Source organism: Methylobacterium persicinum (genome assembly GCF_022179525.1).
GTDB classification, from domain to species: Bacteria; Pseudomonadota; Alphaproteobacteria; order Rhizobiales; family Beijerinckiaceae; genus Methylobacterium; species Methylobacterium persicinum.
On record NZ_BPQX01000011.1, the window covers coordinates 12,732 to 33,379 of the forward strand.

Below are 20,648 nucleotides of genomic sequence, written 5' to 3' on the forward strand. Positions count from 1 at the left end.
CGCGGGAGGCCTTCGGAGCGAGGAGCGCCCGGCCGGCGAACGCCCCCATCGTGTAACGCGTCCGGATGACGTTACCCGTTATGCGTACGCCTCGGAGCCGCATACCAACAGTCGGCGGCAGCCGCCGCCATGCCGCCTTGAGCCGGCGGAAACCTCGCTACCCCCGAAGACGTACTTCGTCGGCCTGTCCCGCCGCACTACGAAGGCATTCAGGACCGTCGCGGCCGGCCAGAGGGTTGATCCCGTCGGTCCGTACGCAGGGCCTGACCGAGGCGCGTCGGCACGCGCGGTCTCGGCACGGGAGTGGAGGGGCGCCCACAGAATCCTCGCAGGGGACCGTCTGCCTCAGCTGACGGGGGAATGCGAGCCGCCCCTGATGCGGCGTTGACGCGGAGAACGGAACGCGTACAAACGGGCGGGACGCAGATCCGCAGCTACAAGTACCGCCTTCGTCCAAGCAGATCCCAAGCCGCCCTGCTTGACGCGATGCTGCGGGACTTTTGCGGCCTGTACAACGCGGGCCTGCAGCAACGGATTGAGGCGTACCGCCGTCGCAAGCTGAGCCTGCGCTACGGTCATCAGGCCGGCGAGCTGAAGGCGTGCCGCCCCGCCGACCCGGACGGTCTCGGGCGCTGGTCGTTCTCGGCCCTGCAGCAGGTGCTGCGCCGGCTGGACCAGACCTACACGGCATTCTTCCAGCGCAGGCGCGGCTTTCCTCGGTTCCGGGCATCGCCCCGCTTCCACAGCGCGACGTTCCGGGTCGGCGACGGCCTGACGATCCGGAAGGATCGCCGCATCGGCATCGTCGGTGTGCCCGGCGGGATCAAGGTGGTCTGGCACCGCGACCTGCCGCAGGATGCCAAGCTTGGCGCTGCGATCCTGACCCGCCAGCAGGGCAAGTGGTACGTCGTGCTGTCGGTCGAGGCGGCGTTCGCCGAGACCTGCGGCGCGGGCACCGTCGGCATCGACCTGGGCCTGAACAGCCTGATCGCCACGAGCGACGGCGCGACGGTTCCGATGCCGCGCTTCGCTCGGCGCGCGCAGAAGGCGCAACGCCGGAGGCAACGGGCGCTCGCTCGGTGCCGGCGCGGATCGAAGCGCCGTCTTAAGGCCAAGGCGTGTTTGGCGGCCGCCTCGGCCCGCATCGCCCGCCAGCGGCGCGACCACCTGCACAAGCTGTCGCGATCCCTGGTCTCCCGCTACCGGGGCATCGCGTTCGAAGACCTCAACATGGCTGGGCTCACGAAAGGAATGCTCGCCCGGTCCGTCCACGATGCCGCGTGGTCTCTGCTCGTCCAGCTCACGGCGTATAAGGCTGAAAGCGCCAATGCGTCCGTCGTGTTGGTCGATCCGCGCGGTACCTCTCAAACCTGCCCCGCATGCGGGACGATCAAGGCCAAGACGCTGGCCGAGCGCCGACATCGCTGTGAATGCGGTACGGACCTCGACCGTGACGTAGCGGCGGCGAGGATCGTGCATCAGCGGGCCTTCGGCTCCGGCCGGGATATCGGCCTTCAGCGCTCAAGCCAGCGGATTGCCGCAAAGCTGCGCCGAGAAGCCGCCTGCTTCAGCAGGCGGAGTTGTCACGCTCTTATCCAAGTGCGGTTGCTGCGGGCGGACGGTTCACGCCGACGCGACGAGGTGCCCGAGCTGTCGCGCCGCAACCGGGGCGGGCATGCGCCCTGCCCCGAGCGAGGCGGGATACCGGATCTGCATGCTCGCGACCGCGTGCGCCGTCCTGTTCTGGCTCCTCGTGATCCGCGGTTAGGCGTCGACCGGCCTACATCCGCTCCTTGATGCCGGAGCCGACGAGCCACCAGTTCACCGGGTAGCTGGTCAGGAATCCCGCCACCATCGCGACCTGCATGGCGAACCAGAACTCGACCGAGTTCACCGGCGCGCGCTGGCCGGCCCAGTGCGGGAACAGGTAGAACTGGGCGAACGCCATGAAGCCGTACATGCCGACCTGCCAAGCGATCAGCGAGACGGTGTCCGCCTTCACGGCCGCCACCAGACCCCGGCCGGGGGAGAGCCCGCGCATCGGCACGATGGCGTAATACTGGAACGCGATCCCGAGCGCGTAGGCGAACACGAAATCCAGGACCCAGACCGCGTACATCTTCTCGTCGAAGAGGGAGTGCCAGCCGAACCAGACCGCCACCGTGGGCACCAGGAACGCGAGCCACTCGGCGGCGACATCGCCCAGCAGGCAGCCGCTACCGCAGTGGAGCGCGCCCTTGCCGACCATCACCGGGAACGGCGTCCCCGTCACGTTCGGCGGCTTCTCGCCCCGCTCCTTCGCGTGATGGTGCGCCTCCATGGTCGCGAGCCGGCCATAGCGGAGGTAGGCCCAGACCACGGCCACCGTTCCGAACAGGGCGCTGATCGGCCAGACCACGTTCATCACGGTCATGTGCTGCGGGTGACGGATCACCTGCGCCGACAGCAGCAGCGAGCAGGCCGCCCCGAGCAGCAGCGCGGCGATCGAGATGGCATGAAGCCAGGTTGGGAACATGCGCGCTCCTAGCGGGCCAAGGACGGGTCGAGGTTAGCCGCCCTCAGGCGCAGGGCATTACCAATGACGCTCACCGAGGAGAGCGCCATGGCGGCCGCGGCGATGACCGGCGAGAGCAGGATGCCGAGGAACGGGTAGAGGACGCCCGCCGCCACCGGCACGCCGGCCGCGTTGTAGACGAAGGCGAAGAACAGGTTCTGGCGGATGTTGCCCATCACCGCCCGCGACAGCCGCCGCGCCCGCACGATGCCGACGAGATCGCCCTTGAGCAGCGTCAGGCCGGCGCTCTCGATGGCGACGTCCGTGCCGGTGCCCATGGCGATGCCGACATCCGCCGCCGCGAGCGCCGGGGCGTCGTTCACGCCGTCGCCGGCCATCGCGACCACCTGTCCCGCCGCCTTGTGGCGCTCGACCACGGCGGCCTTCTGGTCGGGCAGCACCTCGGCCTCGACCTCGTCGATGCCGAGCCGGCGGGCCACCGCCTCGGCGGTGGTGCGGTTGTCGCCGGTCAGCATCACGACCCGGATGCCCTCGGCCCGGAGCGCGGCCAGCGCCTCGGCCGTCGTCGCCTTGACCGGGTCGGCGATGGCGACGATGCCGGCCACCCGGCCGTCGACGCCGGCGAAGATCACCGTCGCGCCGTCGCGCCGGAGCTCGTCTGCCTCGGTCGCATGGGTCGATACGTCGACCCCTTGCTCCCGAAGGAAGGCGGCGTTGCCCAGTGCCACGTGCCGGCCCTCCACGGTTCCGAGCGCGCCCTTCCCGGTCGGGCTGTCGAAATCCGTGACGGGAGCGGTCGCGATCCCGCGCTTTCCGGCGGCCGCCACGATGGCCAGGGCGAGCGGGTGCTCGCTCGCCCGCTCGACGCTCGCCGCGAGGCGCAAGAGCGTGTCCTCGTCGAAGCCGGCCGCCGCCACGACCCGCGTCACGGCCGGCTTGCCCTCGGTCAGGGTGCCGGTCTTGTCGACCACCAGGGTCGTCACCCGCTCCATCCGCTCCAGCGCCTCCGCGTTCTTGACGAGCACCCCGGCCCCGGCGCCACGGCCGACGCCGACCATGATCGACATCGGCGTGGCGAGCCCGAGCGCGCAGGGGCAGGCGATGATCAGCACCGCGACCGCCGCGAGGAGCGCGAAGGTGAAGCGCGGCTCCGGCCCGAACGCCATCCAGGCGGCGAAGGCCAGCACCGCCGCGCCGATGACCGCCGGCACGAACCAGCCCGCGACCTGGTCGGCGAGGCGCTGGATCGGGGCCCGGCTCCGCTGGGCCTCGGCCACCATCTGGACGATGCGGGCCAGCATGGTGTCGCGCCCGACCTTGGTCGCCTCGACGACGAGCGAGCCGGACTGGTTGAGGCTGCCGCCGATGACGGGGGCGCCGGCCTCCTTGGTGACCGGCATCGATTCCCCCGTCACGAGGCTCTCGTCCACGGAGCTGCGGCCCTCCACGACCGCGCCGTCGACCGGGACCTTCTCGCCGGGGCGCACGCGCAGCCTGTCGCCGATGGCGATGGCATCGAGTTGCACCTCCTCGTCCTCGCCGTCGGGCCGGATGCGGCGGGCGGTCTTCGGCGCGAGGTCGAGGAGCGCCCGCAGCGCGCCGCCGGTGCTCTCGCGGGCGCGGAGCTCCAAGACCTGCCCGAGCAGCACCAGCACGGTGATCACCGCCGCCGCCTCGAAGTAGGCCGGCACCGCCCCGCCGTGCCCGCGCAGCGCCTCCGGGAACAGCCCCGGGGCCAGGGTCGCCACGACGCTGTAGAGGTAGGCCGTGCCCGTCCCGAGGGCGACCAGGGTGAACATGTTCAGGTTCCGGGACAGGACGGAGCGCCAGGCCCGGACGAAGAAGGGCCAACCGGCCCAGAGCACCACCGGGGTGGCGAGCGCGAACTGGATCCAGTTGGACGTCTGCTGCCCGAGCCGTTCGGTCAGGCCGAAGAGATGCCCGCCCATCTCAAGCACGAACACCGGCAGGGTCAGGACCAGCCCGACCCGGAACCGGCGGGTCATGTCGACGAGCTCCTCGCTCGGGCCGTCGTCCGCGCCGACCATCGCCGGCTCAAGCGCCATCCCGCAGATCGGGCATGCCCCGGGCCCGACCTGCCTGACCTCCGGGTGCATCGGACAGGTGTAGATCGTGCCTTCCGGCACCGGGTCCGCCTTGGCCCCGGCCTGGCCGGGGTCGACGTAGCGGATCGGGTCGGCCTCGAACTTGGTCCGGCAGCCGTTCGAGCAGAAGTAGTAGGGATGTCCGTCGTGCTCGGCCCGGTGCTCGGTCGCGTGCGGATCGACCATCATCCCGCAGACCGGGTCCTTCACGCGGTCGGCTCCCGCACCGTTCGCCGCCATGGCGGCATGGTCGTGCCCGTGCGACGCGACGGGGTCGTCATGCCGGTGTCCTCCGGAGCAGGCGTGGCCCGCCGGGGCGGGATGCATTTCCGACGAATTGGTCATGACCTGTCCCTTCGCGTAACTTCGATATCCGTGGCCCGCGACGGTTGACGCGATGCGGACCACGGGCAGGTTTTCCTTCGGGCTTACTGCTTGCCTTCCTTGCGGGCGTTCTTGTCGAGCCAGGCGGTGAGCTCCTTGATGCTCTTTTCCTGCTCCTGGATGCTTTTCTCGGCGATCTTCTTCGCCTCGGGATTATCGCCGTTCCTCAGGCCGACCTGGGCCATGGCGATTGCACCCATGTGATGCGGGATCATCGCGCAGATCCATGCGACGTCGGGGTCGCCGGCCATCATGCCCTGCATCATCGGACCGTTCATCTGCATCATGGCGTGCTGCAGGCCCTTCTGGGTGTCGGTCGCCTGTCCGGACATGCCCTGCATCGCCATCGACATGTGGCCCTGCATGTCCTTCATCGAGGCCTCCTTGCCGGCCGACGCCGCCTTGCAGGCCGCGGGCAGCTCGAACGACGGGGTTTGCATGGAGCCGTGGTCGTGGGAGCCATGGTCGTTGTCCGCGGCGAGGGCCGTGCCCGCGCCGGTCAGCGTCAGGGTCACCGCGAGGGTCAGGGTACGAACGCGCATATCGATCTCCTTCGTTGGACGGGTCGGGACGGCCCAAGCGGCCGCCCCGCAGGCCTCAGGCAGCCATCTTCCGGCAGCTCTCGGCGCAACGGCGGCACTGCTCGACGCAGTCCTGCATGTCGCCGACCTGCTCGCAGCTGCGGGCGCAGTCCTCGCAGACGTCGGCGCACTCGGCGCAGGTGTGCTTATGGTGCGCGGTCCCGAGCAGCATGACGTGCGCGGAGGTGCGGCAGATCTCGGCACAGGCCAGCATCAGCCGGAAGTGCTCCGGCTCGACATGCTTGCCGCCGGCCGGGAGGCAGTGGTTCGAGGCCATCCCGAGGCAGGTCTGATAGCAGCGAAGGCACTCGTCGATGCAGGACTGCATCTCTCCAGACAATTTGTGCATCCTAGTTCTCCTTTGATTGTGATTTCATCTCAGAAATGCGGATAATGAAGAGCACCATACTGTAAACTTGCTCATCAGTCCGCATTCAAGAACCGGACGAATTGGATTCGGTTCAAGGAAACGCGGAAACACTTCTCGCGTATGGTCGCGGCCTTGAAGAACGCGCGGCGGTGGGTCACGCCGAGGCGTCGCCGACCTCTCGATGGGCACGAGCGAGTATCCCGCTCAGAAGGCGGCGGACGGAGCCTACGGCCAGCGGCGTCAGGACGACGCGGGATAAGAGAAGGGCGTCGCCTCGGTTTGCCCTCGGGCACGCCGCAAAAGCAGTCGCACCTCGGCCGTCGCGCGCATCACGCGCGCCTCATCTCAAGCGAGGATTCGGGGCGGTCTGCGCAGCGCCTCGGGGCCGATGGCCACGCGCCCGGCGAGATCTTGGGGGATCAACACGGCCGCCCGGGACAGGGGGATGGCCAGGCATGCCGGTCCGGCGACGATGCCGAAGGTACAGCATAGCACCGTCCCGCAGCAGCAGCGCTTGCATCCACAGGCGCAGCAGCCTCGGTCGGGATCGAGTGCGCCGAGCGATGTCGTGGACCGGCTGGCCTTCGCGTGAAGGCGAGGCCCGGCCAGGAGCGTCACCGACACCTCCGCGATGCGCGACGGCGTTGCGGGGCCCAGGTTCGCCGCGGAAGGGGACGCCGTAGGAGCCCTGGAGGCCGCGCGCCCGTGATGGCCGCAGGGGACATGCCCCTCGTGAGCCTCGACGGCGGACGGAGCGACGTAGGCGATGATCGCGAGGATCATCGCCGCTATCGAACGCACGATGTGCCGGTCGAAACCCATGCCGATCGCTAATCTCGATCCCGAACGCCGGGACGATCCCGAACGCCGGGACGACGTCGCCCCTGGGACGTGAATGCGCGCATCCGGGTTTGGTTGCCGCCCGGCCGTCTCAAGCCGTCGCACCCAGCGGCTCGGCCGGATAGCCCGCGGCGACGATAGCCTCGGCGATGCGGTCTGCGGGGCCGGCGGCGTTGGACACGGTCACGAGCTTGGCCCCGAGGTCCACCGCGACCTGCGCGTCCGGCTCGATGCCGACGATGGCCCGGGTCACGGACTTGGCGCAGCCCCCGCAACCCATCTTGTCGACCTTGAAGCGATGCATGACGCTCTTCCTTCGATGACGCCACGCACAGATGGGGCTTCCCATGATGGGAAGGTCAATGGCGGGAAGGCGTCTGCCAGGCCGGGGCGAACAAGGTCGACGCGCCGGCGCGATCCTGGTGTTCGCGCCGGATGCCAATTCAGCCAAGCCAGCCGGTTTAGAGGCCGACCAGGACGACCTGCGCCGCCGAGGAGGCGTCGGGCGCTTGGCGTGCGAAGGCGCCGAGTGCCGCCAGCACCCCGGCCAAGACCATCTCGTGGGCGAGCCCGACGCCGAAGCAGGCGACCAGCACGAAGCCGAGGCGAAAAGTGCCTGAGCTGGATGGAAAGAAGCAGGACCGTGATGGCCGCGGGGCACGGGATCACGGTGTGCAATGGATTTCAGCCCCCGCATCCGCCCGCCTTCGAGGGACATCCGGGCCCGAAGCGGAGTGTCGGATTTTGCGCGGCAACCCGATGACGGTTCACCACCTCGGACGGCTACGGCGATCACCCGCACGACGGCCGCGCTCAAGCCGGCTCGCCGCCACGGTAGCGGGCGAAGGCGCCCCGCCCCTCGGGTCCGAACAGGACCACCGCGTAGGTGTCGGGCTCCCTGCCCTCGACCTCCATGCCGGGCGAGCCGGCCGGCATGCCCGGAACGGCCAGCCCCGTTCCCTTCGGGCGCTCCACCAGCAACCGTTTGATCGCGTCTGCCGGCACGTGTCCCTCGACCACGTAGCCGTCGACCAGGGCGGTGTGGCAGGAGGCGAGGTCCCGCGGCACGCCGAGACGCGCCTTGACCGGGTTCACGGGCCCCTCGGTCACCGTCACCGTGAAGCCGGCTTGGCGCAGGTGGTCCACCCACTTCGCGCAGCAGCCGCAACTCGGGTCCTTCATCACGGCGACGGTCGGCGGGCTCTCCGCCGATACGGGTCGCCCGAGCGCCAGTCCCGCCGCCACGCCCACGAGCACGGCTCGCCGGGACGGCATCATGTCAGACTTCATCATCCGCTCCTGTTCGTTCCTCATTCAGCCGCCAGAGGCACCCGGGCATCCTCCCCGGCCTCCGCGGCGGCCTGGGGCAGCCCGCGCCCTTTCACCAGGGCGTAGACGGCCGGAATCACGACGAGGGTCAGCACGGTCGAGGAGACCATCCCGCCGATCATGGGGACCGCGATGCGCTGCATGACCTCGGAGCCCGAGCCGGTGCTCCAGAGGATGGGCAGGAGACCCGCCATGATGGCGACCACCGTCATCATCTTGGGCCGCACCCGCTCGACGGCGCCGACCATGATGGCCCGGCGCAGGTCCTCGCTCGTGAGCGGGCGTCCCTCGCGCACGCACCCGGCCCGGACCTCGTCGAGGGCGTGGTCGAGGTAGACCAGCATGATCACGCCGGTCTCGGCCGCGACGCCGGCGAGCGCGATGAAGCCGACCGCCACCGCCACCGACATGTTGAAGCCCATCCACCACATCAGCCAGACGCCGCCGACGAGCGCGAACGGCAGCGAGAGCATGACGATGAGCGTCTCGGTCAGGCGGCGGAAATTGAGGTAGAGCAGCAGGAACACGACCAGCAGCGTCAGCGGCACCACGATCCTCAGGCGCGCCTCGGCCCGTTCCAGGTACTCGTACTGCCCGCTCCACTGCAGCGTCGTGCCCGGGGGCAGCGCGACCTCGCCGTCGACCGCGGCACGCGCATCGGCCACGTAGCCGCCGAGGTCGCGCCCGGTGAGATCGACGAAGATGTAGACCGCGAGCTGGCCGTTCTCGGTCCGGATCGAGGTGGGTCCGCGGGTGAGCTCGACCTTCGCGACCTCGCCGAGCGGCACCGTCCCGCCGGCGGGCAGCGGCACCTGCACCTCGCCCGCGATGGTCTTGGGATCCGAGCGGAAGGCGCGCGGGTAGCGCACGTTGACGGTGTAGCGCTCGCGGCCCTCGACCGTGTTGGTGACGCTCTGCCCCCCGAGCGCCGTGGCGATGACGTCCTGCACGTCGCCGACCGTCAGGCCGTAGCGGCCAAGCGCCTCGCGGTCGGGCGCGATGTCGAGGAAGTAGCCGCCGACGACCCGCTCGGCGTAGGCGCTCGACGTGCCCGGGACCTTACGCACCACCGCCTCGACGTGTCGGGCGACCTTCTCCATGGCGCCGAGGTCGGTCCCGAGCACCTTGATGCCGACCGGGGTGCGGATGCCCGTCGACAGCATGTCGATGCGGGCGCGGATCGGCTGCGTCCAGGCGTTCGAGACGCCGGGGAACTGCAGCGCCCCGTCCATCTCGGCCTTCAGGCTCGCGAGCGTCACGCCCGGGCGCCACTCCGCCTTCGGCTTGAGGCTGATGATGGTCTCGAACATCTCCATCGGCGCGGGGTCGGTCGCGGTGTTGGCGCGCCCCGCCTTGCCGTAGACCGAGGCGACCTCGGGAAACGACTTGATGATGCGGTCCTGGGTCGCGAGAAGCTCGCCGGCCTTGGTCACCGAGATGCCCGGGAGCGTCGTCGGCATGTACATCAGCGTCCCCTCGTCGAGCTCCGGCATGAACTCCGATCCGAGCTGGCGCGCCGGCCACACCGTCGCCGCCAGAACGCCGAGGGCGAGCAGGATCGTGGGCAGCCGCGCCCGCAGCACCCCCGCGATGACGGGCCGGTAGAGCCAGATCAGGAGCCGGTTCACCGGATTGCGATGCTCCGGGACGATCCGTCCCCGCACGAACAGCACCATGAGCGCCGGCACCAGGGTCACCGACAGGAGCGCCGCCGCCGCCATGGCGAAGGTCTTGGTGAGGGCCAGGGGCCCGAACAGCCGCCCTTCCTCGCCCTCCAGGGTGAAGATCGGCAGGAAGCTCACGGTGATGATGAGGAGCGAGAAGAACAGCGACGGGCCCACCTCCGCCGCCGCCGCGACCAGGATCTCGACCCGCGGCCTGCCCGGCGCCGCCCGCTCCAGGTGCTTGTGCGCATTCTCGATCATCACGATGGCGGCGTCGATCATGGCGCCCACCGCGATGGCGATGCCGCCGAGCGACATGATGTTGGCCCCGATTCCGAGCGCTTTCATCCCGGCGAACGCCATCAGGATGCCGACAGGCAGCATCAGGATGGCGACGAGCGCGCTGCGGACGTGCAGCAGGAAGACGATACAGACGAGGGAGACGACGACGCTCTCCTCGACGAGCGTGCCCCGCAGCGTCTCGATGGCCGCGTCGATGAGTTGCGAGCGGTCGTAGACCGGCAGGATCTCGGTGCCGGCGGGCAGGCTCTTGGCGACCTCGGCGAGTTTCGCCTTCGCGTTCTCGATGACGGTGAGGGCGTTGGCGCCGAACCGCTGCAACACGATGCCGCCCGCGACCTCGCCCTCGCCGTTCATCTCGGTGATGCCGCGGCGCTCGTCCGGTCCGAGCTCGACCCGGGCGACGTCCCTAACCCGCAGCGGCGTGCCGCCCGAGGTCTTCAGAACGATGTTCTCGATGTCGGCGACGCTTCTTAGGTAGCCGCGCCCGCGCACCATGAACTCGAACTCGGAGAGCTCGACCGTGCGGCCGCCGACATCCGCGTTGCTCGCCCGGATGGCGTCCCGCAGCTTGTTGAGGCTGATGCCTTGGGCGCGCAGCCGGTTCGGGTCGACGACGACGTTGTACTGCTTGACGAACCCGCCGACGCCCGCGACCTCGGCCACCCCCTCGGCGCGCGAGGCCCCGAAGCGGATCACCCAATCCTGCAGTGACCGGAGCTCGGCGAGCGTCCGCTCACGCGCCACCACCACGTACTGGTAGACCCAGCCCACGCCGGTCGCGTCGGGGCCCAACGTCGGCGTCACCCCCGCGGGAAGCCGGCTCGCCGCGCCGTTGAGGTATTCCAGCACCCGGGAGCGGCCCCAGTACGGGTCGGTGCCGTCCTCGAAGATCACGTAGACGAAGGACACCCCGAAGAACGAGAAGCCGCGCACCACCTTCGCCTTCGGCACCGTCAGCATGGCGGTGGTCAGCGGGTAGGTGACCTGATCCTCCACGACCTGCGGCGCCTGGCCCGGATACTCGGTGTAGACGATGGCCTGCACGTCCGAGAGGTCCGGGATGGCGTCGAGGGGCAGGGTGCGCAGCGCGATGACACCCGCCGCCACGGCGAACGCCGTGCCGACCAGCACCAGGACGAGGTTGCGGGCCGACCAGCCGATCAGGCGCGCGATCATGGCTTGCCCTCCACATTCGCGGCCTGCCGGTCATCCGCCTTCGGGGCCGCCATGGATTGCAGCGCCGCCTTCAGGTTGCTCTCGGCGTCGATCAGGAAGTTCGCTGACGTGACCACCCGGTCGCCGGCGGCGACGCCGTCGCGGATCTCGACGTAGCCCGTGCCGCGAACCCCGACCCTGACCGCGCGGGGCTCGAAGCGCCCGCCGCCCCTGTCGAGCAGCACCAACTGCCGTGCGCCTGTGTCGATGACCGCGTCGTCGGGCACCGCCACGACGGGCTTGCCCGCCCCCGTTGCGATCTCGACCTCGGCGTACATGTCCGGCAGGAGCGTGCCGTCCGGGTTCGGCAGCTCGATGCGCACCCGCGTGGCCCGGGTGTCCGGGTTCACCTGCGGATAGATCACCCCGACCTTGCCCGAGAAGGTCCGGCCCGGTGCCGAACGCAGGCGCACGGTCACGGCCTGTCCGACGCGGACCCCGGCCAGGTCGCGTTCGGGCACGTCGGCCAGCACCCACATGACCGAGATGTCGCCGATCCGGAACAGGGTGTCGCCGGCCGCGGCCTTCATGCCCTCGACGGCCGAGCGCTGCAGCACCACGCCGTCCCGGGCCGACGACCAGGTGATGGCCATCGGCACCTTCCGGGTGCGCTCCATCTCGTCGATGACGGCCTCGGAGACGTTGAGGTTCTGCAGGCGTCGCCGAGCTCCGTCGAAGCCGGGGTTGGCGATGAGTTGCGCGGCGGCGGCGTTGATGTCGGGGGAGTAGATGTGGACCAGCGGCTGGCCCTTGCGGACGCGGTCGCCGGTGGTGACGTCCTCGACATGGTCGACATACGCGTCCGACCGGGTCGCGATGACCGTCACGCGCCGCTCGTCGAGGGCGACGGTACCGGGCACGCGCACCGGCTGGGCCACCACCCGCCGCTCCACGGTCTCGGTCCGGACGCCGGTGCGCTGGACCTTGCCGGGGGAGACGGTCACGACGTTGCCGCCCTCGTCCTCGCCCGCGTAGACGGGGATGTAGTCCATCCCCATCGAATCCTTCTTCGGGGTCGCCGAGGTGTCCGGCAGGCCCATCGGATTGCGGTAGTACAGAACGCGCCGGTCGCCGGAGCCGGGCTTGGCCGACCCGTCCGATTGGCTGCCCTCCGCCCTCCCGCGGGCGGCCATGTCGGGGGCCGACATCCCGTGGCCCGGCGCGTCGCCGGGCTTGATCTCGACCGCTTCGCCATCGAAGCGGACGTCCTCGCTGGCGCGGACTGCCCGGAACTGACGTCCGTCCGCGGTGACCATCGGCGCGAGCGAGTAGGCCGGCTTCCCGTCCGGGTCCTGGTAATAGACGACCGGCCCCGACGGGACGGCCCTCGCCGGACCCGCGGTGGTGGGCAGAAGGCGCGCGAGCCCGTCGCGACCCCGTTCGGCGAGCGCGGGCGGCAGGCCCGAGGCCACCCGGCCGGCGAGCGCCGACAGTGCGGGGCCGTCATGCCCGACCCCGTACCCGGCGGCCCCGGCCGCGAGCGCGGCGAGGGCCCCGGCAATCCACGCGGACCGGCTCATTTCGCGGCCTGGACGATCAGGTCGTCCTCGACCGTTCCGGTCTCGCCCTGGACCTTGGCGGCCAGCGACAGGCGCCAGCGGCCCTGCATCCCGAGATGCGCCTTGAAGCGGTAGATGCCGGGTTCGGTCGACGGGACCTGCTCGACCTTGGTGGCCATCTCCTCCATGGCGTCCGGCGCCATGTCGAGGCGCTTGGCGAAGATCACCGCGTCGGTCACCGGCTTGCCCGTGCGCCGGTCGACGAGCCGGACGGCGAGGACGGCGTCCCCGACCTTCGCCTCCGGCTGGACGAGTTGGAACTGGTAGTCCCTGATGCCGGCGAGCGTCGGGGCCGGTAGGGCGACAGCGAGCAGCGCGACCGCGAGGGCGCGCGCGAAGGGATCCTTGGTCACGGGTGTGGTCTCCTGAACGCGATGGACGGCCGCGCACGGACGCGCGGCATCGTGCCGGCGCTCACGCCGGCGGCATCGGGCTCAGGCTCGGGGAGGCTCGGGTAACGGCGGTCCGTGCACGCTGGCGAAGGACGCCGCATCGGGCCACGACCGGCTCGTCCGCGTCGCGACCGGCGCCGGGACGGACATCGCGGCCGGCGGGAGCGAAGCGATGCCCGCGAGGCAGAGCGCCAGCAACGGGCAACCCGCCTTCGCGCAATCGGGCTTCGCCGTCTTCTTGGGCGGACAGCAAGGCATTTCGGCCATGTCGATGGCCGCCATGTCGGCGGGGTCCACGGCCGGCATCGCCTCGTGCCCGACGCCTGCCTGCGCCATCACGGACGCGCGCATGCCCGCGACGGCCGCGGGGGCGGCCACCGGCGTCAGGGCGAGGCTGAGAACCGCGAGCAGCGGGAGCAGCCGCCTCAGGGCGAGCCAGAAGTTCACGGATCCACGATGCCAGCTTTTCGGTCCGGGCGGAAGGTCGACGGCGGTCCGTCCACCATGCGGAATGGTCGCGGCATGGACTGGGCCGCCCAGATCTCGCGCGCCCATTCCCGACGCCAAGCCCGTCCCGCCTTGCCAGCGAGCGATATCCCCCCGACAGCAAGTGGCCTAAATCCGACGTTCGGTACCCGCAGCGAGGGCCTCCTTCCGACCCTTTGCAAACCCTGAGGAGGCCCCCTGTCAGCCGCGTGGCGGCGGTGGCCTCTCACATTCCCTCTGCCTGTGGTGATCTAACAACCCTCCAGGCCGCTCCAAGAGCGTCTCCAAGCGCAGCTATTGAGGCCAACGCTATGTCTGGTACAGCCGGCCGTATCATGGACAAAGACCGCCCGACCTCGACGCCGGCGACCACCGAAACGGTCCGTCGTGACACGAGCCGCATCTTCGCTGAGATCGCTGGCGGCAAGGATCTCACCGACCCGTTCGCGGCGGCCGTGCGGGCGACGCGCATGCCGATGATCATCACCGACCCGCGCCAGCACGACAACCCGATCATCTTCGTCAACGACGCCTTCTGCCGCCTGACCGGGTACGACCGCACGGACATCGTCGGCCATAACTGCCGCTTCCTGCAGGGTCCGAAAACCGATCCGGATGACGTGACCCGCATCCGCAACGCCGTGGCGGCACGCGAAAGGATCGAGATCGCGATCTACAACTACCGCAAGGACGGCACGCCGTTCTGGAACCAGTTGCTGCTAGCCCCGGTCAAGGACGCCAAGGGCGAGGTCGCCTACTTCTTCGCCAGCCAGTACGACGTCACCTCAGACTTCGCGCAGGTAGCCCGCCTGCAGGGCGAGAACGCGGTGCTGGCGGCCAAACAGGCCGACAGCACGGAACGCCTGCACGCCAGCCAGGAACGTCTCAAAACGATCGTGAACACGATCGACACCGGATTTGCCATCGTCGAAGTGCGGTTCGATACCGACGACCGCCCGCTGGATTATCGCTTCCTGGAAGCCAACCCCGCCTTCGAGCGTCAGGCCGGGGTCAATCTGCGCGGCAAATGGGTGACGGAATTCGCACCGGACCTGGAACGGTTTTGGTTCGAAACCTATGGGCACGTCGCCCTGACCGGCGAGCCGGCCAACTTCGAGAATTACGCCGCGGCGTTCGGCCGGTGGTTTGACGTGCGGGCCATCCGGGTCGGTGATCCCGCAGACCGCCAGATCGCGATCTTCTTCAACGATGTGACCGGTCGCAAGCATGCTGAGCAGGAACTGCTCAAGCTCAACGAAACTCTCGAACAGCAGGTTCACGAACGCACCCAGGAGCGTGATCGGCTCTGGCGTAACACCCAAGACATTCAGGTCGTCATCGACGGCCGGGGCGTTTTTCAAGCTGTGAACCCAGCCTTCACGGTTATCCTTGGATGGACGGCTGAGGATGTCCTGGGCAGGACGGTCTTTGAATTCATCGTTCCGGCCGACGAGGGGCTGACCAACCAGGCGTTGCAGCATGCCCGCGTCCATAGCCTTCCCACCGTTGAGAACCGCTACCGCCACAAGGAAGGGGGCTTCCGCTGGATCTCCTGGGTCGCCGCGCCGGAAGGCGAGCTGATCTACGCGAGCGGGCGACACATCACCGCCGAGAAGGACCAGGCAGAAGCCCTGAGGCTGGCGGAGGAGGCGCTCCGGCAATCCCAGAAGATGGAGGCCGTCGGCCAGCTGACCGGGGGCTTGGCCCACGACTTCAACAACCTGCTGGCGGGCATCTCCGGCTCCTTGGAGCTGATGCAGACGCGCATGCAGCAGGGCCGGCTCACGGACGTGGACCGCTACATGACGGCGGCCCAGGGCGCGGCCAAGCGCGCCGCCGCGCTGACCCACCGTCTCCTTGCGTTCTCGCGTCGCCAAACGCTCGATCCCAGGCCCACCGACGTGAACCGGCTCGTCTCCGGCATGCAGGAGCTGATCCAGCGCACCGTCGGACCGGCGATTGCCGTCGAAGTGGTCGGTACGACGGGTGCGTGGCCGGCGCTGGTGGATCCGCCGCAGCTTGAGAACGCCCTGCTCAACCTCTGCATCAACGCTCGCGACGCGATGCCGGACGGGGGCAGCATCATCATCGAGACGGCCAACAAGTGGATGGACGAGCGGGCCGCCCGGCAGCACGACATGCCGGAAGGGCAATACCTGTCGATCTGCGTGACGGACACCGGCACCGGCATGCCCCCGGAGATCGTGGCGCGGGTGTTCGAGCCGTTCTTCACGACCAAGCCGATCGGCGAGGGCACGGGGCTAGGCCTGTCGATGATCTACGGGTTCGCTCAGCAATCCGGCGGACAGGTGCGCGTCTACTCGGAAGTCGGACAAGGGACCACCGTGTGCATCTACCTGCCGCGCCATTATGGCGAGGTCGCCGAGGACGAGGGGATGAACCCCGTCACCGACCTGCCGCGTTCCGAGCAGGGCGAGACCGTGCTGATCGTCGATGACGAGCCCACCGTGCGCATGCTCGTCAGCGACATCCTGGAGGACCTCGGCTACACGGCCATCGAGGCCGGCGACAGCGCGGCGGGTCTCAAGGTGCTGCAGTCCGACGTGCGCATCGACCTACTGGTCACGGACGTCGGCCTGCCCGGCGGTATGAACGGGCGGCAGATGGCGGACGCCGCACGCGTCGCCCGACCCGACCTGAATGTGCTGTTCATCACCGGCTATGCCGAGAACGCCATCCTCGGCAATGGACACCTTGCGCCGGGCATGGCGGTGCTGACGAAACCGTTCGCGATTGAGACCATGGCAGCGCGGATACGTTCGATGATCGAGGGCGGCAAAGGCAATAAGCGCTCATAGCCTTGGGTTTGCTCCGGGACAGAGCCTAGGATCTGATCGTTGCCGAGTGGGTTAAAATGCAGAACCGCTTTGGATATTTTCCCGATAAAAACCCGTCCAGACCCGAAATAGAGGCCTAAACTACGTGAAGATTGATCTCTATCAATGGTTGGGGCATGACTTGCAGAATATTGTTCTGCAAGTCATGCATTATTTCCCATTTTCACAACGCCTGCACCCTATGCAAACTCCGAGGGCAGGTAGTGCGCTGAGATCTCCGCCACTAACAGATTGTTAAAACAATCGAAAAGCGCCTCAGAAGATAGAGGCGACTTACTGCTGGTAGGTTGAGTGTCCATATGGCTGTACAAGATGGAGGCCCAACTTCTACCTCTCTGGACTTTTTCAACAACCTGTTAGGGCGCCCATAGTCTCAGTAGTCGCGTGCGGGCCGAACCGGCTTGCGGTTGGAAGGACGGCGAGTCATCTCGGTGAGCGACCCGGTCGTCGAGCCGACGTCCGTCGCTTCAACCGGATGGGGTGGCGTCCGATGCGTCTGGGGTATGAAGCGGGACGGGACGTTGTCCATCCATCCCGCGAGCGCGTGACCTGGTAAGGCGGCAAGCATCGCGAGGCCAGTGAAGACAGGAACGATCTTGGTTCTCATGGCGAACTCGATTTTTGTTCGGGAGCCTGCTGCTCGTCTCCTTAGATCCGTGCGTCCCGAGCCCATGGTTACGGAGCTACGAGAATTTTTGATGTGCCGCGGCCACTAGCGCGGTGGCTCGTCTCCATCGTCGACTGGCGAGGGGTTAGGAAGAGGCTCCGGGTCGGTTCGCTACCATCGCAGCAGGCGCGGACCCAGTAGCGCGCCCGCCAGCGTGCACAGCGCGAGGGTGCCCCCGTACCAGACGGCGACGAACGGCACGGTGTCATCCATGCAGTGCAAGGAGTAGCCGAGCGCGCTGACCGCGCCCGAGGCGAGGCCGACCAGGGCCCCCGCCCGCACGAGGTCCGTCGGCGCCCCGAACCGCCGGACCGCCCACGTGACGACGGCGAACGGCACGACGGCGATCAAGGGGATCGAGACGAGGCATTCGAGCCAGGTGTGGCCCGAGATCAAGCCGTGCCAATGCTCGCGCGGGGTCATCGACAGGCTCGCCCCCGCGAGCGCCCCGACCGCGACGAACGGCAGGGCAGCGACCCCAAGGTGGACGCGGCTCTCGCCGCCCGGCCTGGCCACCCTGACCAGATACCGGAGCGCGAGGCCACCGACCGCGGCCGCGAACGCGAACTTGAACGCGAGGAACAGCAGCGGCCTGGCCTCCATCAGGCCGGGGCGCACGCCAAGGACCACGAGTGCCAGGCAAAGCGCGGCCGCGGCGCCGACGGCCACCGCGAGCCCGAGCCGGCGGGTCATCCAAGGGGTCCGAACCGGCTCGCGCTCGAAGCTGCTCCCCAAGAGGCCGATGAGTTCGTCGGTCTTCATCTCGCCTTGCCCGCCACCAGGTTCGTCAGGGCCTTCAGGCCGCGATGTACGCTCACCTTGACCGCGGTCTCGGTCATGCCGGAGCGTTCGGCCGCCTCGGCGGTGCTCAGTCCCTCGACCTTCGTCGACCGGATCGCGTTCCTCATCTTGGCCGGCAGGTGCGCCAGGAGGCGCTCGACGTCGAGCGAGCTCTCCACCGCGACGTGGTCGTCGTGGGCCACCAGCACGCCCGCATCCTCGACCGGCACGTCCGTCGTGGACGAGCGCGTGCGCCGGAGATGGTCGATGAGCTTGTAACGGGCTATCGCATGGATCCACGGCGTCACCGGCTGCGCGACGTCATAGGTATGCCTGCGCGTGTGGATCACCATCAGGGTCTCCTGGACGAGATCCTCCGCCTCGGTATCGCTCTGCCCGGAGCGGACCAGCTTGCCCTTGTAGTACGCACGCAGATGCGCACCCAGGCGCACGAGGAAGCGCCGGTAGTCGACCGCGCTTCCCCCGAGGCTGGCGATGAGCAGCCCACGCAGCTCTTCCTCCGCCTGTGTCACCAGGGCTGTACGAGCCGGTTCATGGATGCCGGGCCAAAGCTCGAAGTACGTCGCATCGTCCGCCACCCGCAGTGCCCTTCGCGACCGCCGCGCCACGCCGGGTGGGCGCGCATGTCGTCCGGCGGTCCGCGTCGCGCGGCTGGTCGCCCGAAGGCGACATGAGACCGCCGCCACCGCTCGAAGGGTAGTCCGCAAGCGAGGTCCGAAAGGTTACAGCGCCCTGGGCATGCCCCCACCGACAGGCATGTGCGGCGAAATATTGCCAAGCCTTGGCGCCGTTCTTAGACCCGCGCCGGGTACGACGAGAGGGACGGGCCAGGGGCTCCCGAGCCTCCCTCCCGGGGTGCACACGTATGCGAGGATCGGTCATCCGAGGCCGCATCCGAGAGGGTGCCGCTCCCGAGATCCGGCGACGGCGGCGGGCTCGCCTAAGCGCGACGTCCCGCTCGACACCCATCCCGCATTCGAACCGGTCCGGGCGGCGACCGGCGTCCCGCCATCCACGCTTTCCTGGGAGTACGGTCATGATCGAGGTGATCCCGAACTGGCATCCGGTCGCGGTCCATTTCACGGTCGCCCTCCTCATCACGGCCAGCGTGCTGTTCGCCGCAGGGACCCTGTTCAGGACAGCGCCGCTCGGAGACGCGCTCACGACGGCCGCCCGCTGGAACCTCGCGATCGGCATCGCGGTCACGGTCGCGACCCTCGCCACGGGCTGGTCGGCCTACAACACCGTCGCGCACGACGCGGCCTCGCACGAGAACATGACAGTCCACCTCCGCTGGGCCGTCGCCACCGCCTTGATCTTCCTCGTCGCCGGAGGCGTAGCGTGGTCCGAGCGCCGGAAAGGCGCCGGCGCGGGCATCGTTTTGCTGGCGCTCCTCGCCGGGGGCTCCGGGACGCTCGCGGTGACGGGCTGGCTCGGCGGCGAGAACGTCTACCGCTATGGCCTGGGTGTCATGGCGCTCCCGAAATCGGGCGACCACGTCCACCCCGGAGGCGGCGGCCCTCCTCATGAGCATGGCCGCGACCATGTCCATGAGCACGACCATGCGCCTGTGAACGGTCCGGCCACGCCCGATGCCGCCGCGGGCAAGTCCGGGATGAGCCCGGCTCCGGATGCCGCCGCGCACGACCACGCCCACGGCCAAGAGCATGGCCACGAGCAAGGCCAAGGGCAGGTTCAGGTGCCCGCGGGCGGTCCAGCCACGCCTGAAGCCGCAGGCAAGGCCGGGACGGCGCCGGCCCCGGATGCGGCCGCTCCGCACGACCACACGCACTGATCGCCGCGTCGCCGCCGGTCCCGTTCGCGCTCCACCAGCTGGGTCGTCGCAAGCCGGCGCGCCTGCGACAGCCGTCCCGAACCTGGCTTGTTGCGCAAATCCAACAGAATGTCCTTCGAAGGCGTAAGATCGTCGCGATGGATTGCCGCTTCCGACGCGGCGTGCCAATGTCTCCCAAGATTAGGCCGGGGCCCTGATCATTGAACATCGTGCGCACATTTCTGCTCGCCGTGCTCGCTTTGGCCTTGGCCATCGCGCCGGCCGCGCCGTGCACGATGGGCCGGCCTGCCGCGGCGGCCGACCGCGCCCTTGCCGACGTCGCGGGGGCGATGCCCCACGCACGTCACGCGCAGTCGCCGCGGAGCCACGACGGTCCGGATGTTCCCGGGCACGCCGGGCTTCATGCGGGTTCCCAGGACGCGCCGGCCGCGACCGCCGGCGATGACGGCTGCCCGGGGCACCGGCACCGTTCGAAGCGCCCGGCCTGCCCGTCGCCGTGTTGCACCCTCGGTTGCCAGGCCGCGCTGCCGGCGGCGGCCTGGCTGGGCATGCCTCTGGATTACGCCCCGTTCGAGCGGGTCCTGATCGTCCAAGAGGACGGGAACGTCGACGCGCGTCCGCTCCGGATCGAGCGACCCCCAAGGCTCGGCGCCTGACGCGCGGGCGGCACTAGCGTCCGCCCGAGGCCGCTCCGAAGGGACGGCAAACCATTCCGTTCGAACACCCGACGCCTCGGTCGGGCGCGACCCCGTCGCCGGCTCCAGCCGCGCGGCCGGCGCCGCGC

At 69.2% G+C, this 20,648-nt stretch carries 17 protein-coding genes and 1 pseudogene; 5 read left to right on the forward strand and 13 right to left on the reverse strand.

Annotated elements, in window-relative coordinates:
- The first annotated feature begins 360 nt into the window (after nucleotides 1-360).
- Complete coding sequence (locus tag MFF22_RS02375; RefSeq protein WP_281035523.1) at nucleotides 361-1,797, forward strand: RNA-guided endonuclease InsQ/TnpB family protein; 1,437 nt, start codon at nucleotides 361-363, stop codon at nucleotides 1,795-1,797.
- Here MFF22_RS02375 and MFF22_RS02380 read toward each other — a convergent pair.
- The 4 genes from MFF22_RS02380 to MFF22_RS02395 all read right to left on the reverse strand — a co-directional run bounded on the left by MFF22_RS02380 (nucleotide 1,781) and on the right by MFF22_RS02395 (nucleotide 5,934).
- The gene (locus MFF22_RS02380) at nucleotides 1,781-2,515 is read right to left on the reverse strand and encodes a DUF4396 domain-containing protein (RefSeq protein ID WP_122160832.1); all 735 of its coding nucleotides are present in this window, start codon (nucleotides 2,513-2,515) and stop codon (nucleotides 1,781-1,783) included. The genes MFF22_RS02375 and MFF22_RS02380 overlap by 17 nt on opposite strands.
- Before the next feature lie 8 nt (nucleotides 2,516-2,523).
- Nucleotides 2,524-4,947, reverse strand: coding sequence for a heavy metal translocating P-type ATPase (locus MFF22_RS02385; protein WP_370877500.1), 2,424 nt, complete (start codon nucleotides 4,945-4,947; stop codon nucleotides 2,524-2,526).
- Nucleotides 4,948-5,048: 101 nt separating this feature from the next.
- Nucleotides 5,049-5,519, reverse strand: a complete 471-nt coding sequence (locus MFF22_RS02390; RefSeq protein WP_238247508.1) for a DUF305 domain-containing protein — start codon at nucleotides 5,517-5,519, stop codon at nucleotides 5,049-5,051.
- An 82-nt stretch (nucleotides 5,520-5,601) separates the two neighbouring features.
- On the reverse strand, nucleotides 5,602-5,934 hold the full coding sequence (locus MFF22_RS02395) for a four-helix bundle copper-binding protein (RefSeq protein ID WP_122160835.1): 333 nt from the start codon (nucleotides 5,932-5,934) through the stop codon (nucleotides 5,602-5,604).
- A 787-nt stretch (nucleotides 5,935-6,721) separates the two neighbouring features.
- Here MFF22_RS02395 and MFF22_RS24650 point away from each other — a divergent pair.
- Complete coding sequence (locus MFF22_RS24650; RefSeq protein WP_281035524.1) at nucleotides 6,722-6,850, forward strand: hypothetical protein; 129 nt, start codon at nucleotides 6,722-6,724, stop codon at nucleotides 6,848-6,850.
- Between the two features lie 36 nt (nucleotides 6,851-6,886).
- Here MFF22_RS24650 and MFF22_RS02400 read toward each other — a convergent pair whose 3' ends face one another.
- The 7 genes and pseudogenes from MFF22_RS02400 to MFF22_RS02430 all read right to left on the reverse strand — a co-directional run bounded on the left by MFF22_RS02400 (nucleotide 6,887) and on the right by MFF22_RS02430 (nucleotide 13,704).
- Entirely contained in the window at nucleotides 6,887-7,099 is a 213-nt protein-coding gene (locus tag MFF22_RS02400; protein ID WP_122160837.1) for a heavy-metal-associated domain-containing protein, read from the reverse strand.
- A 139-nt stretch (nucleotides 7,100-7,238) separates the two neighbouring features.
- A pseudogene (locus MFF22_RS02405) lies at nucleotides 7,239-7,464 on the reverse strand (nickel/cobalt efflux protein RcnA); the annotation flags it as partial.
- Between the two features lie 144 nt (nucleotides 7,465-7,608).
- Nucleotides 7,609-8,085 (reverse strand): DUF411 domain-containing protein, encoded by a 477-nt coding sequence (locus MFF22_RS02410; protein ID WP_122162805.1) that lies wholly within the window; start codon nucleotides 8,083-8,085, stop codon nucleotides 7,609-7,611.
- A gap of 20 nt (nucleotides 8,086-8,105) precedes the next feature.
- Nucleotides 8,106-11,267, reverse strand: a complete 3,162-nt coding sequence (locus MFF22_RS02415) for an efflux RND transporter permease subunit (RefSeq protein WP_122160838.1) — start codon at nucleotides 11,265-11,267, stop codon at nucleotides 8,106-8,108.
- Nucleotides 11,264-12,826: an efflux RND transporter periplasmic adaptor subunit gene (locus tag MFF22_RS02420; RefSeq protein ID WP_122160839.1), complete on the reverse strand. Its 1,563-nt coding sequence runs from the start codon at nucleotides 12,824-12,826 to the stop codon at nucleotides 11,264-11,266. The genes MFF22_RS02415 and MFF22_RS02420 overlap by 4 nt, the downstream gene beginning before the upstream one ends.
- The gene (locus MFF22_RS02425; protein WP_122160840.1) at nucleotides 12,823-13,218 is read right to left on the reverse strand and encodes a FixH family protein; all 396 of its coding nucleotides are present in this window, start codon (nucleotides 13,216-13,218) and stop codon (nucleotides 12,823-12,825) included. The genes MFF22_RS02420 and MFF22_RS02425 overlap by 4 nt, the downstream gene beginning before the upstream one ends.
- Before the next feature lie 81 nt (nucleotides 13,219-13,299).
- A complete protein-coding gene (locus MFF22_RS02430; protein WP_122160841.1) occupies nucleotides 13,300-13,704 on the reverse strand; it encodes a hypothetical protein in 405 nt (134 codons plus the stop codon).
- 374 nt (nucleotides 13,705-14,078) lie between these two features.
- Here MFF22_RS02430 and MFF22_RS02435 point away from each other — a divergent pair, with 374 nt between their 5' ends.
- The gene (locus tag MFF22_RS02435; RefSeq protein WP_238247620.1) at nucleotides 14,079-16,562 is read left to right on the forward strand and encodes a PAS domain S-box protein; all 2,484 of its coding nucleotides are present in this window, start codon (nucleotides 14,079-14,081) and stop codon (nucleotides 16,560-16,562) included.
- 817 nt (nucleotides 16,563-17,379) lie between these two features.
- On the opposite strand, the gene MFF22_RS02440 is transcribed toward MFF22_RS02435, so the two are convergent.
- Nucleotides 17,380-18,030: an NrsF family protein gene (locus MFF22_RS02440; RefSeq protein ID WP_122160843.1), complete on the reverse strand. Its 651-nt coding sequence runs from the start codon at nucleotides 18,028-18,030 to the stop codon at nucleotides 17,380-17,382.
- The gene (locus tag MFF22_RS02445) at nucleotides 18,027-18,581 is read right to left on the reverse strand and encodes a sigma-70 family RNA polymerase sigma factor (RefSeq protein ID WP_163006228.1); all 555 of its coding nucleotides are present in this window, start codon (nucleotides 18,579-18,581) and stop codon (nucleotides 18,027-18,029) included. Before MFF22_RS02445 ends, MFF22_RS02440 begins: the two co-directional genes overlap by 4 nt.
- Nucleotides 18,582-19,105: 524 nt before the next feature.
- Here MFF22_RS02445 and MFF22_RS02450 point away from each other — a divergent pair.
- A complete protein-coding gene (locus tag MFF22_RS02450) occupies nucleotides 19,106-19,864 on the forward strand; it encodes a DUF2231 domain-containing protein (protein WP_122160845.1) in 759 nt (252 codons plus the stop codon).
- Between the two features lie 209 nt (nucleotides 19,865-20,073).
- Complete coding sequence (locus tag MFF22_RS02455) at nucleotides 20,074-20,520, forward strand: hypothetical protein (RefSeq protein WP_238247621.1); 447 nt, start codon at nucleotides 20,074-20,076, stop codon at nucleotides 20,518-20,520.
- The last annotated feature ends 128 nt before the right edge of the window (nucleotides 20,521-20,648 follow it).

Excerpts from the sequence above, each read along its gene's own strand:
- MFF22_RS02375 (WP_281035523.1), top strand. The coding sequence starts at position 361 with ATGCGAGCCGCCCCTGATGCGGCGTTGACGCGGAGAACGGAACGCGTA.
- MFF22_RS02380 (WP_122160832.1), bottom strand. The coding sequence starts at position 2,515 with ATGTTCCCAACCTGGCTTCATGCCATCTCGATCGCCGCGCTGCTGCTC.
- MFF22_RS02385 (WP_370877500.1), bottom strand. The coding sequence starts at position 4,947 with ATGCATCCCGCCCCGGCGGGCCACGCCTGCTCCGGAGGACACCGGCAT.
- MFF22_RS02395 (WP_122160835.1), bottom strand. The coding sequence starts at position 5,934 with ATGCACAAATTGTCTGGAGAGATGCAGTCCTGCATCGACGAGTGCCTT.
- MFF22_RS24650 (WP_281035524.1), top strand. The coding sequence starts at position 6,722 with ATGATCGCGAGGATCATCGCCGCTATCGAACGCACGATGTGCCGGTCG.
- MFF22_RS02400 (WP_122160837.1), bottom strand. The coding sequence starts at position 7,099 with ATGCATCGCTTCAAGGTCGACAAGATGGGTTGCGGGGGCTGCGCCAAG.
- MFF22_RS02410 (WP_122162805.1), bottom strand. The coding sequence starts at position 8,085 with ATGAAGTCTGACATGATGCCGTCCCGGCGAGCCGTGCTCGTGGGCGTG.
- MFF22_RS02415 (WP_122160838.1), bottom strand. The coding sequence starts at position 11,267 with ATGATCGCGCGCCTGATCGGCTGGTCGGCCCGCAACCTCGTCCTGGTG.
- MFF22_RS02420 (WP_122160839.1), bottom strand. The coding sequence starts at position 12,826 with ATGAGCCGGTCCGCGTGGATTGCCGGGGCCCTCGCCGCGCTCGCGGCC.
- MFF22_RS02435 (WP_238247620.1), top strand. The coding sequence starts at position 14,079 with ATGGACAAAGACCGCCCGACCTCGACGCCGGCGACCACCGAAACGGTC.
- MFF22_RS02440 (WP_122160843.1), bottom strand. The coding sequence starts at position 18,030 with ATGAAGACCGACGAACTCATCGGCCTCTTGGGGAGCAGCTTCGAGCGC.
- MFF22_RS02450 (WP_122160845.1), top strand. The coding sequence starts at position 19,106 with ATGATCGAGGTGATCCCGAACTGGCATCCGGTCGCGGTCCATTTCACG.